Origin of the sequence: Actinomyces ruminicola, from assembly GCF_900103885.1 — a bacterium.
GTDB classification, from domain to species: domain Bacteria; phylum Actinomycetota; class Actinomycetes; order Actinomycetales; family Actinomycetaceae; genus Actinomyces; species Actinomyces ruminicola.
Map to the genome: position 1 here is coordinate 19,925 of NZ_FNIM01000022.1, position 14,247 is coordinate 34,171.

The window sequence follows — 14,247 nt, forward strand, 5'->3', positions numbered from 1 at the left end:
CTCATAGGTGAGAGCTATGCCGACGGCCTGTCGTGATGGTCACAATAAACTGCGTTGTTTCTGCAACGGTTACGGGAGCTATACCTCGGCTCGTTGCCGATCAGGCTATCAGTCCGCCGATCCGGCTGGCAATCTGTGCTCATCCGGAAGTCGGTTGGTGATCATCCGTGCACGTCCCCGTCTCTGCGACCACCTGCAGCGGTGTCAGGGAGCCCCGCCACACGAGCACCCCCCGGCCCGGCGCGGTGAGGCCACGAGGGTCGATGCTGCCGCGCAGCTGGCGGCCCGCGGCCTGCGCCGCAGGGCCCAGCCCCGGCCACAGCACCAGGACGGCGCCCCGCTCGCGCATCACCGCGAGCGGCCCGCGATAGGTGCCGGCGGCGCGCTCCGTGGTCGCCGAGGCGATTACGCGCCGCCCCTGGCCGAGCGCCGCCTCGACCCGTGCCTGTGTCGCGGAGTCGCTCAGGTCGAGGTCGTCGACGACGACCGGGGCGGACGTACCGTCGCCGTCGTGCGGGGTCCGGCTGCAGCGAGCCAGGGCCGCCACCGCGTTACTGCGGCCCGACCCCGGTGGTCCGAGGACGAGCACAGGCCCGTCCGGCAGCGGCACCGGGGCGGCCCGGTCTCCGCCCACCGCCCACACACCCGGTGCGGGCTGGGCCCGGCGGGGAATCTCCTCCAGACGTCGCAAGCCCGGGCCGGCCGCGCCGCACTCATGCGGCTCGGGCAGCACCACCTGGCAGGCGGTCGCCTCTGCGCCGTCCAGCAGGACCCCGCGCCCCGGCCCGCGGCCGGTGACGACGCCGCGCGGCAGCCCCGCCAATGAGGCCTGGGCGGGTTGGGTGGCGCCAAGGATCAGCCGACGCCGCAGCGGAGCGGTCCAGCGGGCGTTGGCCACCGTGAACGGTGCGGCGAGCAGCACCCCGGTTCCAGTTGACGCTGCCGCGCGGACCAGCGACTCGAGCAGTGCCTGTCCCTCACCGGGGCCGAGAGCCTCGTCTACGGCCGCCAGCATCACGTCGACGTCGTCGATGGCGAGCAGGTCGCCGCGCAGGGAGCCGGCGGCTGCCAGCGACCACAGCCGCGCCAGTCGCCGCGGATCGTCACCGCCCACAACCGTGCCCACTCCGGCGACTCCGGCGAGCCGTGCGGGCAGGGTGCGGCGCTGGGCGCACACGTGCACGGTCACTCCGCTGACAAGTGCACCGACCGCCGCCGAGTACACGGTCGTCGACCGCCCGCATCCCGGAGCGCCCATGATCAGCAGCGGGTCGGAGGGGAGCCACTCCCAGGTGCCCAGGCGCTGCTGCTCCGGCAGGTCCGTCAGCAGCAGGGTGCATCCGGCTCCGGCCGGATCCGGTCGGTGGCGCTCCGGCGCACCCTCCGGTACGGGGGCGGTCACCGCCTCTTGCGCGCCCGCCAGCACTCGCGCCTGCCGACGATGCACCCGTGCGGGCAGCGGCGGCGCCCAGGGACGCCACGGCGAGGTCGGCCCGACGGCGGCGGCGACCTCGCCGATCAGGGCCTCCAGGTGACGCTCGGTACCGCACCAGGGCGCCTGCAGCACCTGCGCCCGCGCATCCGGCCCGGCGGAAACGAGCACTCGGCCCGGATGCGGTTCTATGCGCGCAGCCCCATCGTGTCCCAGGACATCGCGGGAGTCCGCCGGATCCAATACCCGCAGACATACCCGTAGGTTCGTGTTGGCGCGGATCGTGGGCGAGACGGCTCCGCCGGGGCGCTGGGTCGCCAGGATGAGGTGAATGCCCAGGCTGCGGCCCTGGGCGGCCACCCGCACGAGCGCGTCGAGAACATCGGGATGCTCGGAGGCCAGGGTGGCGAACTCATCGACCACCAGCACCAGCCGTGCGGGGGCATCGGCCGGGTGCAGGCAGGAGACGTCCTTGGCGCCGTGCTCGGCGAGCAGACGCTCACGACGCCGCACCTCGGCCTCGAGAGAGGCCAGGGCCCGGTGCGTGCTCGCCGGATCCAGGTCGGTCAGTACACCGGCCGTGTGCGGCAGCTCGGCCAGCGGGCCCAGGGCGGCACCGCCCTTGTAGTCCACGAGGATCAGGCTCAGCGCCGTCGGTGGACAGGCCGCCGTCAGCTGCAGCAGCCAGGCGATCAGCAGCTCAGACTTCCCCGACCCGGTCGTGCCGGCCAACAGGGCGTGGGGCCCGTCGCGGACCAGATCCACCGACACCGGCCCGTCGGCGCCGACGCCCAGCACCGCGGGCAGTCGCGTCGGTATCGCCTCCTGCCAGCGGCGGCGCAGGAGTTCCCGATCCAGGTCCGCGCACACATCCTCCAGACGCACCGTACTCGGCGGACCGGGCGCAGTGCCGGGCCCGGCTCCGGCCTCCGGCGGCGGCAGTCCCGCGGCGGCGAGCAGGGCGGTCCACCAGCGGTGGCCGAGGGCCGGTGTCCGACCGCGCACCGGCAGCACACTGACCGCGCGGGCCGTCCGGGCCGGTGCTCCGGCGTCGGCGGCGGTCACCGTGACCTCGCTGCGCCGCTGCTCCGCTCCCCAGGAGACATGCACCGCGGCCTCATCGGCCCGTACCAGTCCGAATCCACGCGCGAGTACTTGCGCGCCCCACCACCGCACGGCTGCGACCGCCGTCGGCCCGGTCAAGGCGACCCGGTCGCCCGCAGCCACCCGGAGCAGCGTGCGTCGTCGCCGTCGCCCGGTCCAGGCGCGGATCTCCTCCGCCTCGTCGGCGTGGCCCCGGCCATGCGTCCGGCCGGGTTCCCCCGCGTGCCGTACGGCCACGGCCAGCAGCATGCCCGCGGGGTCGGGGGTCCGCGCCCGCCGTCCCCGCCAGCCGGCAGTACCCGCCCTCGTGCCGCCCCGCCGTCGCCCGAGCATGGGCATGACCCGCAGCATCAGCATCACGCCCATGGGGGCCGCTGCCAGCGCCCCCAGTGCACCGCGGTTTCCGGTACGTGCCGTAACCACCGCCAGCGTCGCCATCAGGACGACGGCCAGCAGCGAACCGACTAGCATCCACCGGCTCTGGGCCGGCGTGGGCGGCTGCGGCGGGTGGAGATCGGTGGGGCGGCGGCGCAGCTCCACCAGCGTCTCGCCCATACGCAGCCGGGTTCCCGCCCGGCACCTGAGTGGGCGCGGCCCCAGTTCATGCCACCTCCACCGACCGCGCACCCGTGCACCATTGGCGGATCCGGCGTCGGACAGCAGCACGCAGTGATGGGTCTGCCTCACCCGCAGATGCGACCTGGAGACGGCCTGATCGGTGAGCACGCCGTCGCGGCCCACGGTGCCCCGCTCGGGGAGGGGAACCACGAGTCCCTCGTCGCGGCCGCTTAGGATGGCCAGGTGCCAGGCGGAGGACAGTGCTGCGTGCGCGGCCGCCGCGGCCAGAGCCGCCTCATCGGTAGTGACCGGCGCCGCGCTGGTGCGGCCGGGCCTACGCGGCCGTGCCGGTGTGGGCGGGATGAGCGAGTCACTGTGCATGGGCCGAGCCTGCTCCTCGCCGCCAACAGCGCGCGGCGCGCCTGGGGAGAGGCTGCGCCCGACCTGTCGCCGACCGCACCTGTGGATACGGGCCGGTTTGCACGGACGGGGGCTGACGGCCCGCTCCAACCGCCCGCCGGTTCCGGCGGGAAGGGGGAGTTGGGGGAAGATGAGTCCATGAGTGAAGCCCGCCCCACGACTCCAGCCGCATCCACGGCCGATCTGACGGATGTGCCTGCTGCCGTTCGCGTACGCTGGACCGAACTCGTCAGGGACATTGAGCGCGCCCGCGACGCCTACTACGACGCCGTGGACGCCCAAAGCCCCTGGTCCGACGCCGAGTACGACGCCCTGTACCGCGAGCTGGAGTCCCTGGAGGACACCTATCCCGCGCTGCGGCTGCCCTCCTCACCCACCCGATCGGTGGGTGGCCGTCCGGCCACGGACTTCGCGACGGCGCCACACCATGAGCGCATGTACTCCCTGCAGGACGTGTTCAGCCTGGAAGAGGTGGAGCAGTGGGCGCAGCGCATGACGGCGGAGACCGGCCTGCCCGACGCCGAGCTGCCCATGACCGCCGAGGTCAAGATCGACGGACTGGCGGTCGCCCTCACCTATGAGCACGGAGTGCTGACTCGCGCCGCTACCCGGGGGGATGGCGTGGTGGGGGAGGACGTCACCGGCAACGTCCGTACGATCGCCTCCGTCCCCCTCGTGCTGGCGGGTGACTCACACCCGGCATTGCTGGAGGTGCGCGGCGAGGTGTACTTCCCGGTGGCGGCATTCCACGAGTTCAACGAGCGCCGCCGCACGGAGAACCTCCAGCGCGAGGCGGAGGGCCGTCCCCGCCTGCAGGTATTCGCCAATCCGCGCAATGCCGCTGCCGGTTCCCTGCGGCAGAAGAACCCGGCGGTCACCGCCGCCCGTCCGCTGGCCATGATCGCTCACGGCATCGGTGCCATTACGCCGGCGCCCGGGGAGCGGCTGCCCAGCGCCCAGCACGCCTGGTACGAGCTGCTGGCCGCCTGGGGACTGCCCGTCTCCCCCTACAACGAGGTGGTGCGCGGCCGCGCCCAGCGCGAGGCCTACATCGGCCGCTACGCCGACCACCGTCATGACCTGCTGCACGAGATCGACGGCATCGTGTTCAAGCTCGATTCCCGCCCGCTGCAGGACGAGCTGGGGTATACCTCCCGCGTGCCCCGATGGGCCACCGCGTACAAGTACCCGCCTGAAGAGGTCCACACCCGTCTGCTCGACATCAGCGTCCAGGTCGGCCGCACCGGCCGCGTCACCCCCTTCGGGATCATGGAGCCGGTGGTCGTCGCCGGCTCCCGCGTCTCACGGGCCACGCTTCACAACGCCACCGAGGTCGCCCGCAAGGCGGTCAAGATCGGCGACATGGTGGTGCTGCGCAAGGCCGGCGACGTCATCCCGGAGATCGTTGGTCCCGTCCTCGAGCGGCGCGACGGCTCCGAGCGCGACTTCGTGATGCCGCAGCGCTGCCCCTCCTGTGGGACGGCACTGGCCCCGGCCAAGGAGGGCGACGTCGACCTGCGCTGCCCCAACACCCGGTCCTGCCCCGCCCAGCTGACCGAGCGCATTGCGCACATCGGTTCCCGCGGCGCCCTGGACGTTGAGGGCCTGGGCGATGAGGCCGCCTCCGCCCTGACCCAACCCGATGCCGGGCGGGTTGAGGCACTCGCCGCGCTCGCCGCCGGCCACGCACTCGAGACCGAGCACGGACGGCTGCGTCTGCCCGCCGGAGAACTGGATGCGCTGCATCCCTCCGAACGAGTCGGAGCCGCCGAGGCCCTACTCGCTGAAGCGGGCTTGCCCGCACAGCGGCCGGTGCTGACGGGCGAGGCCGGCCTGTTCGAACTGACGGCGGATGATCTGCGTGAGGTGTTCGTCTACCGGCCCGTCATGCGCCGCGGCCTGCCCACCGGGGACTGGAGGCTGCTGCGTTTCTTCTGGTCCAAGCAGACCTACACCAAGGACGGCGAGGTCAGGCGGCCAACCACTCCCGGCAAGAACGCCGTCGCCATGCTCACGCAACTGGAGTCGGCCAAGCACCAACCCCTGTGGCGGGTACTGGTAGCCCTGTCGGTGCGGCATGTGGGGCCGACGGCGGCCCGCGCACTGGCCGCCCGCTTCGGCTCCATGGATGCGCTGCGGGCGGCGAGCCTGGAGGAGCTGGCGCAGGTGGACGGCGTCGGCCCGACCATCGCCGCCGCCTGGAAGGACTGGTTGGAGGCCGACTGGCACGAGCAGATACTCGCCCGGTGGGCGGCAGCCGGGGTACGCATGGCGGACGAAAGCGATGCGGGCGAGGCCGCTCCGCAGACACTGGCCGGCCTGACCGTGGTCGTCACCGGCACGCTGCAGCACTTCACCCGGGACGGCGCCAAGGAGGCCATTGTGGCGCGGGGCGGTAAGGCCTCCGGGAGCGTCTCGAAGCGGACGAGCTACGTCGTCGTCGGAGACAACGCCGGTTCGAAGGAGACCAAGGCCCGGGAACTGGGGCTGAAGCTGCTGGATGAGGCCGGCTTCGAGGCGCTGCTTGCGGGTGGCCCCGCAGCCGTGGATGGCGGTTCCTGAAAACCGTCCGGCCCGCCCGCGGTCGGAACCGACGGGCGGGCCGGACGGTCCGCGCATACGCACATGAAGCGGCCGAGGCCGCCGTGCTCAGTAGTGACTGACGACTGTGGTGCCGATCTCGGACCAGTCGTAGAACCACTTGGCCTCGCCCACCGGCATGTTAAGGCAGCCGTGTGAGCCGGAGAAGCCCCAACTGGACCGCCACGGGGCGCCGTGCAGGGCGTAGCCCTGATAGAAGTAGGAGATCCACGGCACGTTCTCGGTCTCGTAGTCGGTGCCGTCGGCGTTCTGGCCGCGCATGGTCTGGGTCTCGTACTTCAGGTAGACGTGAAAGGTTCCGGTGACGGTGGGGGTGGCGGGGGCGCCGTCGACGACGTAGACCGGCCCACGCACCACGGTGGCCCCCTCGTAGGCGGTCACGGTCTTGCTCGACAGGTTGATGTCCACCCACTTCTCACCCTCGGCCGCCTGATACACGAGGTTCTCGGCGCCGTCGGCGATCTCGCGCTCCTCCCACTGCTCCTCGCTCGTGGTCATCTCGAAGCTGCCGCTGTAGGCCTCGCCGCTGGAGAGCGATTCGGCGATCGCCTTGGTGATCGCCTCGGCATTGTTGACCGTCTGCCCGGCGACTGCCTCGACGCTGGTAGCGACGACCTCGCCGGCGGAGTTGACGTTCCGTTGCCCGATCACCGGAGTGACGTTCGCCTCGGTCGCCTGAGCGTCGACCCACTGCGCCACCTTGTCACTGTCAATCGACAGCGTGGGGGCCGCATCGAGGTTCTCGGTGACAGAGATCCAGGAGGCCTTGGTGGCGGCATCGGCGGTGTAGGACTCGGTGCCGTCGGCGGTGGCGAGGACGACGTCCTGCGCGATCCACTCGTTGGCGGTGTCTGCCACTGCCTGGGCGTCGTCGTCCGACACCGCGGGGAGGGTGTTCTCGTAGGAGACATCCACCGACGTCGAGGTGAGCGAGGTGGCGGCCTCGGCTGCGGCGTTGGCCAAGTCGGTCGTGTCGATACTGAGGCCCTCGCTTGAGGCGGTGACCTCGAAGGCGGTGGCTTCGGCATTGAGTGTTATGGAGGCGTTCTGGGCCTTGGACTGGTCGTCGGGGACCAGACCATCGGCGTAGGCCTCAAGCACGGTGTCGTCGGTGGTGGTGACTACACCGATGTCGGCCCGGTTCAGCAGCGCCTTGAAGCGGTCGACGACCCCGGCGCCGCGGCGCATGGCGGCGTCGGCGGTCGCCTCGGCGTCCACCGTCGTCCCCAGCTCGGTCAGGGTGGCGGTCGCCTCGGCGTCGCCGGTTACAGTCACGGTGGCGGCCTGCTCCCTGGCTTCGATCACGTCGACGATCTCTTCCCGACTCATACCGGACACGTCGGTGCCGGCCACCGTGGTTCCCGGGACCGCGACGTCGGCGTAGTGCTCGGCGTAGGCGTATCCGCCGACGCCGAGCAGCACCGCCACCGCGGCCACGGCCGACAGCGCCCAGCGGCCCCGGCGCCGGGGGCGCTGGGCGGATGCGGCAACATCCGGGGAGGCGGTAGCAGGCGAGGAGGCCACGGATGCCGCCGGGGCCGGCGCGCTCTCGGTCTCGGCCGCGGGATCGGGGTAGTCGGCGAGGGAGGCGTCTTGTGGTTCCGCCGGCGTGTCGGCGGTCGAGACCGTGGTTCCGACCGCCTCGGCTCCCGCCACCTCCGCGATGGGGCGGTCGCCGTCCGAACTTGACTCGTCGGGCGCAGATGCGGCGGATCCCGGGACCGGATCAAGTTCGGCGGTCTGCGCTCCCGGCGCGGCGGCGGCGTCGGGCGTGCCCGCGGTCGGTGCGGAGCGTGCGGCCGCCAGGATAGAGGTTCGTGCAATGGCCGTGGTCTCGCCATACGGACTCTTCAGGACCGTGTCCGAGGCAGCATCGGTGTCGGCGGGTACGTCGGCAGATGTCGACGACTCGTCCATCTCCTCCGGGGACTGCCCGGTTGGGAGCTTGTCGCTGTGCATAGGATCCTTATTCGTTGGCGGCCCGGAGCGGTGGCGGGCAGCCCGGTTCTGGGTATCCGCTCCAACCGCGGAACCTTCGCCGTCAATGACACCGGCCCTCGTTGGGAATGTCAATGTTGTCCGACACGATGTGCCTGTGACTTCCCGCATGAGCGTTGAAGCCATGCCGCCAACGGCTGGTCCCCTCACCGTATTCGGCGCCTATTTGTAACGTCATTGTGGCGGGGATGCGATGGTTGTGTGGAAACCCGGGGGCACCGGTGGCTCGCCGGGGCGGGCGACCCTCGGCACGCCGAGGGCCCGAGCCGACATCGCGGCCGGATCCCATGCCGGCTCGGCGGTGGTTCGGCAAGTGGATAGACTCGGATCCATGTCTGCCATTTCCAAGGATGAGGTCATCCGCGTCGCGGCGCTCGCGCGTGTGGCCCTGAGCGAGGAGGAGGTAACGCGCCTGGCCGGTGAGCTGGACGCGGTCGCCTCCGCCTTCGCCCGGGTCACGAGCGTGGTCACCCCCGACTTGCCCGCCACCTCGCATCCAGTTCCGCTTACCAACGTGATGCGGGAGGACCAGCCCGGTCCGACGCTCGACGTCGAAGAACTACTCGCCGGCGCTCCCGCCGCAGAGGACTCCGCGTTCCTCGTGCCCCGCATCCTTGGAGAGGACTCCGCCTCGTGAACAACTCCACGCACTCCGAAACTGCAACCGGCTCGGCCGACTCCCTGGTGAGGGCGACGGCGGCGCAGCAGGCCGCGGCCCTGGCGGCGGGAGAGGTCTCCTCCCGCGAGCTGACCCGCGCCCACCTGGATCGTATTGCGGCCGTCGACGGCGCCGTGGGGGCATTCCTCGATGTCGATGCCGACAAGGCCCTGGCCGACGCCGATGCGGCCGATGCCGCCCGCCGGGAGGCTGCCGCCGCCGGCGAGCCACTGCCCGAACTGACCGGTGTGCCGACGGCGGTCAAGGACCTGATCGTCACCCGCGGCCAGGTCACCACCGCCGCCTCCAGGATTCTGGAAGGATGGGTGCCTCCCTATGACGCCACCCTGGTGAAGAACCTGCGCGACGCGCACCTGCCGATTCTGGGCAAGACCAACCTGGACGAGTTCGCCATGGGCGGCTCCACCGAGCACTCGGCCTTCGGGCGCACCGCCAATCCCTGGGACCTCGGGCGTATTCCCGGCGGCTCCTCGGGCGGCTCGGCTGCCGCCGTGGGCGCCTTCGAGGCGCCGGTCGCGGTCGGCACGGACACCGGCGGGTCCATTCGCCAGCCGGCGGCTGTGACCGGCACGGTCGGTGTCAAGCCCACCTACGGCACGGTCTCCCGCTTCGGCGTTATTGCCATGGCCTCGTCGCTGGACACCCCCGGCCCCATGGCCCGCACGGTGCTGGACACCGCGCTGCTGCACGACGTGATCGCATCCTATGACCCGCTCGACTCCACCTCGTTGCCGGATGCGCCGCGCGGCATGGCGGGAGTGGTGCGCGCCGCGCAAGCCGGGGCGGAGCTGACGGGATTGCGTGTCGGGGTGATTGCCGAGCTTGACGGCGGCGAGGGCTACCACGCCGACGTCGTCGACTCCTTCCATGCGGCGCTGGCGCTGCTGGAGGACGCGGGCGCCGCGGTGGAGACCGTCTCCCTGCCGCACCTGGAGTATGCGCTGGACGCCTACTACCTGATCATGCCCGCCGAGGCCTCGTCCAACCTGGCCCGCTACGACGGCATGCGCTACGGGCTGCGGGTTGAACCCGCCGAGGGGCCGGTGACGGCCGAGACCGTCATGTCCGCCACGCGCGGTGCCGGCTTCGGCGACGAGGTCAAGCGCCGCATCATCCTGGGCACGCATGTGCTGTCCGCCGGCTACTACGATGCCTACTACGGCTCCGCCCAGAAGGTGCGCACCCTGGTACAGCGGGACTTCGCCGCCGCCTGGCAACAGGCGGACGTGCTGGTGTCCCCGACGGCGCCGGTCACCGCCTACCGGTTCGGCGAGAAGGACGACCCGCTGGCCATGTACAAGCTCGACGTGACCACCATTCCCGCCAACCTCGCCGGCGTGCCGGCCATGAGCCTGCCCTCGGGGCTGAGCGACGACGGGCTGCCCGTTGGCTTCCAGATTCTGGCGCCCCAGCGCGCCGATGACCGTTTGTACCGGGTCGGTGCGGTGCTGGAGCAACTGTTGGAGAAGAAGTGGGGTGGGCACCTGCTCGCCCAGGCCCCCGAGCTGGAGGTGAAGTGACATGAGCGATGAACTGATGGACTACGACGAGGCCGTGCGGCGCTACGACCCGGTCATCGGGCTGGAGGTGCACGTGGAGCTGGGCACGGCCACCAAGATGTTCGACGCCGCTCCCAATGTCTTCGGGGCGCAGCCCAACACCATGGTCACCCCGACCAGCGTCGGTCTTCCGGGCTCCCTGCCGGTCGTCAACGGCAAGTGCGTGGAGTACGCCATTCGGATCGGGCTGGCTCTGGGCTGCCAGATCGCCGAGTCCTGCCGCTTCGCCCGGAAGAACTACTTCTACCCGGACTTGTGCAAGGACTTCCAGACCTCCCAGTCGGACGAGCCGATCGCCTATGACGGCGCCCTGCCGGTGGAGCTTGAGGACGGCGTGGTCTTCACCGTGCCGATCGAGCGTGCTCACATGGAGGAGGATGCCGGCAAGAACATCCACGTCGGTGGGACGGACGGGCGGATCGAGGGGGCCGACTACTCCCTGGTCGACTACAACCGCGCCGGCGTGCCCCTGGTGGAGATTGTGACGCGCCCCATCGAGGGCGCGGGTGCCAGGGCCCCCGAGGTGGCCGCCACCTACGTGCGGACCCTGCGGGACATCTTCCGGGCGCTGGGCGTGTCCGAGGCGCGTATGGAGCGTGGCAATGTGCGCGCCGATGTCAACGTCTCCCTGCGTAAGGGGCCCGACGCGCCCATGGGCACGCGCACCGAGACCAAGAACGTCAATACCTTCCGCGGGATCGACGCCGTGGTGCGCTACGAGATCAGTCGGCAGGCGGCGATTCTTGCCGCCGGCGGTACGGTGCAGCAGGAGACCCGGCACGGCCAGGCCGACGGCACCACCCGCGCCGGACGCATCAAGTCCGATGCGGACGACTACCGCTACTTCCCCGAGCCCGATCTGGTTCCGGTTGCCCCGAGCCGGGAATGGGTTGAGGAGATCCGGGCGAGCCTGCCCGAGATGCCGGCGGCCAAACGGCGTCGGCTCAAGGCGGAGTGGAGTCTTGCCGACGACGAGATGCGTGACGTCGTCAACGCGGGTGCGCTTGAGCTCATCGAGGCCACGGCACTGGCCGGGACCACGGGGCAGGCCGCCCGGAAATGGTGGATGGGGGAGCTGTCCCGTGCCGCCAAGGAGCGGGAGGTGGCCCTGGAGGACCTGCCCATCACCCCGGTGCAAGTGGCTCAGTTGCAGAACCTGGTCGACTCCGGCCGCCTGACCGACAAGCTCGCCCGGCAGGTGCTGGAGGGCGTGCTGGCGGGCGAGGGCGATCCCGAAACCGTGGTGGAGGCGCGCGGGCTAGAGGTGGTCTCGGACGACGGCGCGCTGCTGTCCGCCGTCGACGAGGCCCTGGCCGCTAATCCCGACGTCGCCGAAAAGATCCGCGGTGGCAAGGTCAAGGCGGTCGGCGCCATCGTCGGTGCGGTCATGAAGGCCACCAGGGGCCAGGCGGACGCCCGCCGGGTACGTGAGCTGGTTCTGGAGCGCGTGGGCGCCTGAGTACCGCATTCTCACCCGGGGTGCGTGCTCCGGCCGCCCAGGGCGATCTGGCTGGCATCCGGCTGTCTCACCGTTCACAACGGTGAGACAGCCGGATCCGTCTGCCGTCATATGGGGATAGGCTCGGGGCAGCATATTCAGTTTCAAAGACCGGCGACCGGCGTCGGCCTGCCCATATGCCCACAACGGAGGAACAAGCCCCATGGCACAGCCGAGTCCCAGCTACACCGTTGCGCTCCACCTCGAGGTGCCCGCCTCGCAGAAGGCCGTTACCACCCTCGTCGACACGGCTTCCGCGACCGGAGCCATCGTAAACGGCGTCGACGTCGCCGACACCGACGGTGACACCCTGATCGTCGACCTGACTGCCGACACGCGCGACTCCAAGCACCGCGGCGAGTTGGTCGAGGCGCTCAAGAAGCTTGACGGCGTCATCGTCCACAACGTTGGCGACTCCACGTTCCTGGCTCATGTGGGCGGAAAAGTTGAGATTACGCCCCGCACCCCCATCCACAATCGACGCGACCTGGCGCGGGTGTACACCCCCGGCGTGGCGCGTGTGTGCAAGGCCATCTATGACCACCCCGAGCGTGCTCGTCAGCTGACGATCAAGAAGAACACGGTCGCCGTTGTCACCGACGGCACCGCCGTACTCGGACTGGGCGACATCGGTCCCGAGGCCGCCATGCCCGTGATGGAGGGCAAGGCGGTGCTGTTCAAGCAGTTCGGCGACGTTGACGCCTGGCCGGTGGCGCTGGATACCAAGGATCCCGAGGAGATCATCAAGATCGTCAAGGCGATCGCCCCCGCCTACGGCGGAATCAACCTCGAGGACATCGCCGCTCCCAAGTGCTTCGACATCGAGGCGCGTCTGCGGGAGGAGCTCGACATCCCCGTCTTCCACGACGATCAGCATGGCACGGCGATTGTCACCCTGGCGGCGCTGATCAATGCACTCAAGGTCGTGGGCAAGCGGATCGAGGATGTTCGCATCGTGCTGTCGGGCGTCGGCGCGGCGGGTTCCGCCATCGCCAAGCTGCTCATGGCGCACGGAGCTACCGACATTGTCGGCTATGGCCGTTCTGGAGCGCTCAACAGCGAGCACACCGAGGGCATGAACGAGCACCGCAAGTGGTTGGCGGAGAACACCAACCCGCGGCACGTGTCCGGGACCCTCAAGGAGGGACTCAAGGGCGCCGACGTCTTCATCGGGGTTTCCAGCGGGAATCTGCTCGAGCCGAAGGACCTGGCGGTGATGAACGAGGGCGCCATCGTCTTCGCGATGGCCAACCCGACGCCCGAGGTGGATCCTGTAGGCGCGGCCGATTACGCGGCCGTGGTGGCCACTGGTCGTAGCGACTTCCCCAACCAGATCAACAATGTGCTGGCATTTCCGGGGCTGTTCCGCGGTCTGCTGGACACCGGCATCACCGAGATCTCCGTGGAGCTGTTGCGCGCGGCGGCTACGGGGATCGCCGACGTCATCGCCGAGGAGGAACTGAGCCCCGTGTACATCATCCCCGGTGCGTTCGACAAGCGGGTTGCGGCCGCAGTGGCGAAGGCCGTGCGCAAGTTCGCGACTGTTTGATAGGCCGACTCCCGTCGGCGGCGCACGGCTTGCCCTGAACCAAGTGGCGGCACCTGGGAACGGGGCCGGCCGTCGCAATCGGGCCAGCCATGCTCATGGCGGTTCCTGGAGGCTGTTGGAGCCCACCGACTCGGGTGGGTCCTCCAACAGCCTCCGGACGTCTAGCGGCTGGAATGGAGCTTGCAGCACAGGTTCCAAGGACCGCCGTAAGGCCCGCAGTGCGTGCGGGACGACGGCCGCGGCGCCGGTGATGATCGAGGCGGCCGACGCACCGAGGGGAGGCTCCAGCCCGACGTGGCCGGCCTCATACCGTTTCGGTTTGACGTGTGCACGTACTGCGGGGATAAAGTACAGCCCGCTGCGTCGGACACAGACCCGAACGGGAGGTGCCGACATGGCCCGCATCCGCGAGAGCCCGGCTGTGACCGGGGACATGTTCCCGGAGCTTGACGCCAGTCGGAACTTCTCATAGGATAGCGGACGCTGCTCGTCGGAGTGAACGGCGGATCGGAAGACCGCCCGGAACATCGACTGGGTGTGTTGTTTGGGATCTCGATAGTGTGTCGTGTTTGTTTGTTTTGGTTGGTGTTTTTTGTTGGTTTCTTTGTTTGGTTTTTGTTTTGTTTGGAGAGTTTGATCCTGGCTCAGGACGAACGCTGGCGGCGTGCTTAACACATGCAAGTCGAACGGGCTTTCCTGCTGGTTTTTGCTGGTGGGTTGGTTAGTGGCGAACGGGTGAGTAACACGTGAGTAACCTGCCCTCTTCTCCTGGATAACTGCTTGAAAGGGCGGCTAATACGGGGTGGTCTGGCCTGCCTGCATGGGTGGGTTGGTATAGGTTCAGCATTT

7 protein-coding genes and 1 rRNA gene are annotated in these 14,247 nt (G+C 69.9%); 6 read left to right on the top strand and 2 right to left on the bottom strand.

What is annotated here, in order from left to right:
- Positions 1-139: 139 nt before the first annotated feature.
- Entirely contained in the window at positions 140-3,475 is a 3,336-nt protein-coding gene (locus BLR49_RS13170; protein WP_143013771.1) for an FtsK/SpoIIIE domain-containing protein, read from the bottom strand.
- Positions 3,476-3,652: 177 nt separating this feature from the next.
- On the opposite strand from BLR49_RS13170, the gene ligA reads away from it, so the two are divergent.
- A complete protein-coding gene (ligA, locus tag BLR49_RS12120; RefSeq protein WP_092537970.1) occupies positions 3,653-6,076 on the top strand; it encodes an NAD-dependent DNA ligase LigA in 2,424 nt (807 codons plus the stop codon).
- An 87-nt stretch (positions 6,077-6,163) separates the two neighbouring features.
- Here the strand turns inward: ligA and BLR49_RS12125 are convergent, their stop codons facing one another.
- Entirely contained in the window at positions 6,164-8,074 is a 1,911-nt protein-coding gene (locus BLR49_RS12125; RefSeq protein ID WP_092537972.1) for a L,D-transpeptidase, read from the bottom strand.
- Positions 8,075-8,444: 370 nt separating this feature from the next.
- Here BLR49_RS12125 and gatC point away from each other — a divergent pair, with 370 nt between their 5' ends.
- From gatC to BLR49_RS12150, 5 genes are all read left to right on the top strand, one after another.
- Positions 8,445-8,750 (top strand): Asp-tRNA(Asn)/Glu-tRNA(Gln) amidotransferase subunit GatC, encoded by a 306-nt coding sequence (gene gatC / locus BLR49_RS12130; protein WP_092537974.1) that lies wholly within the window; start codon positions 8,445-8,447, stop codon positions 8,748-8,750.
- Entirely contained in the window at positions 8,747-10,312 is a 1,566-nt protein-coding gene (gatA, locus tag BLR49_RS12135; protein ID WP_092537976.1) for an Asp-tRNA(Asn)/Glu-tRNA(Gln) amidotransferase subunit GatA, read from the top strand. The genes gatC and gatA overlap by 4 nt, the downstream gene beginning before the upstream one ends.
- A 1-nt stretch (position 10,313) precedes the next feature.
- Entirely contained in the window at positions 10,314-11,810 is a 1,497-nt protein-coding gene (gene gatB / locus BLR49_RS12140; protein WP_092537978.1) for an Asp-tRNA(Asn)/Glu-tRNA(Gln) amidotransferase subunit GatB, read from the top strand.
- A 202-nt stretch (positions 11,811-12,012) separates the two neighbouring features.
- Complete coding sequence (locus BLR49_RS12145; protein ID WP_092537980.1) at positions 12,013-13,398, top strand: NAD-dependent malic enzyme; 1,386 nt, start codon at positions 12,013-12,015, stop codon at positions 13,396-13,398.
- Positions 13,399-14,019: 621 nt separating this feature from the next.
- Positions 14,020-14,247 (top strand): 16S ribosomal RNA (locus BLR49_RS12150); the annotation flags it as partial.

Excerpts from the sequence above, each read along its gene's own strand:
- BLR49_RS13170 (WP_143013771.1), bottom strand. The coding sequence starts at position 3,475 with ATGCACAGTGACTCGCTCATCCCGCCCACACCGGCACGGCCGCGTAGG.
- ligA (WP_092537970.1), top strand. The coding sequence starts at position 3,653 with ATGAGTGAAGCCCGCCCCACGACTCCAGCCGCATCCACGGCCGATCTG.
- BLR49_RS12125 (WP_092537972.1), bottom strand. The coding sequence starts at position 8,074 with ATGCACAGCGACAAGCTCCCAACCGGGCAGTCCCCGGAGGAGATGGAC.
- gatC (WP_092537974.1), top strand. The coding sequence starts at position 8,445 with ATGTCTGCCATTTCCAAGGATGAGGTCATCCGCGTCGCGGCGCTCGCG.
- gatB (WP_092537978.1), top strand. The coding sequence starts at position 10,314 with ATGAGCGATGAACTGATGGACTACGACGAGGCCGTGCGGCGCTACGAC.
- BLR49_RS12145 (WP_092537980.1), top strand. The coding sequence starts at position 12,013 with ATGGCACAGCCGAGTCCCAGCTACACCGTTGCGCTCCACCTCGAGGTG.